General features: G+C 49.6%; 9 tRNA genes. All 9 read left to right on the plus strand.

Annotated features, from left to right (window positions below):
• The first annotated feature begins 49 nt into the window (after positions 1 to 49).
• Positions 50 to 125: transfer RNA gene (locus ACQCVE_RS19520), tRNA-Val, on the plus strand.
• Positions 126 to 168: 43 nt separating this feature from the next.
• Positions 169 to 244, plus strand: a tRNA-Thr gene (locus ACQCVE_RS19525).
• Between the two features lie 178 nt (positions 245 to 422).
• Positions 423 to 498, plus strand: a tRNA-Lys gene (locus tag ACQCVE_RS19530).
• Positions 499 to 508: 10 nt separating this feature from the next.
• Positions 509 to 590 (plus strand) — tRNA-Leu (locus tag ACQCVE_RS19535).
• A gap of 14 nt (positions 591 to 604) precedes the next feature.
• Positions 605 to 679 (plus strand) — tRNA-Gly (locus tag ACQCVE_RS19540).
• Between the two features lie 12 nt (positions 680 to 691).
• Positions 692 to 777, plus strand: a tRNA-Leu gene (locus ACQCVE_RS19545).
• 17 nt (positions 778 to 794) lie between these two features.
• Positions 795 to 871, plus strand: a tRNA-Arg gene (locus tag ACQCVE_RS19550).
• A 26-nt stretch (positions 872 to 897) separates the two neighbouring features.
• Positions 898 to 974, plus strand: a tRNA-Pro gene (locus ACQCVE_RS19555).
• A 12-nt stretch (positions 975 to 986) separates the two neighbouring features.
• Positions 987 to 1062 (plus strand) — tRNA-Ala (locus tag ACQCVE_RS19560).
• Positions 1063 to 1192 lie beyond the last annotated feature (130 nt).

The raw sequence follows: 1192 nt of genomic DNA on the forward strand, positions 1-1192 counted from the left end.
ACTGAAAGCGACAACGCAATGCGCCGCTCATCACAAGCCGAAACTATATGGAGGATTAGCTCAGCTGGGAGAGCATCTGCCTTACAAGCAGAGGGTCGGCGGTTCGATCCCGTCATCCTCCACCATTACATATCTATAAGTTGGCAACTAAATTAATAGATAGGTTACGCCGGTGTAGCTCAATTGGTAGAGCAACTGACTTGTAATCAGTAGGTTGGGGGTTCAAGTCCTCTTGCCGGCACCATTCCTAGGTTATTGTATACTCTTAAAGAGTATAAATGACAGAGAGCCATTAGCTCAGTCGGTAGAGCACGATCGATTGATCTTCGAAGCGAAACATCAGCGCCCAAATGGAGCTGCTGCTTGAATAAGCTTTCTGAGATTTGGGCGTCTTACATGCTCAAGGGTGTAGATAGAACAAGGAGCCATTAGCTCAGTCGGTAGAGCATCTGACTTTTAATCAGAGGGTCGAAGGTTCGAGTCCTTCATGGCTCACCATTTTTTATATGCGGGTGTGGCGGAATTGGCAGACGCACTAGACTTAGGATCTAGCGCCTTATGGCGTGGGGGTTCGACTCCCTTCACCCGCATCTTTATATATTTCGCGGAAGTAGTTCAGTGGTAGAACACCACCTTGCCAAGGTGGGGGTCGCGGGTTCGAATCCCGTCTTCCGCTCCAATATCCCACTATGCCGGGGTGGCGGAATTGGCAGACGCACAGGACTTAAAATCCTGCGGTAGGTGACTACCGTACCGGTTCGATCCCGGTCCTCGGCACTTGAGAAGCACATATTGCGCCCGTAGCTCAATTGGATAGAGCATTTGACTACGAATCAAAAGGTTAGAGGTTCGAGTCCTCTCGGGCGCGCCATAATTTCATTATACTCAATTAAGGCTCGGGAAGTAGCTCAGCTTGGTAGAGCACTTGGTTTGGGACCAAGGGGTCGCAGGTTCGAATCCTGTCTTCCCGACCATCTATACAAAACGGGGCCTTAGCTCAGCTGGGAGAGCGCCTGCCTTGCACGCAGGAGGTCAGCGGTTCGATCCCGCTAGGCTCCACCAATTATGATCTTTGAAAACTAAACAAATCGAAGTGCCAACGTTAATTCTAAAGTTTTAAACAAGAGCTAGTCAAACTACTTTTTGGAGAGTTTGATCCTGGCTCAGGACGAACGCTGGCGGCGTGCCTAAT

The sequence above is a fragment of the Metabacillus sp. 113a genome (assembly GCF_050107635.1).
GTDB lineage: Bacteria > Bacillota > Bacilli > Bacillales > Bacillaceae > Metabacillus_B.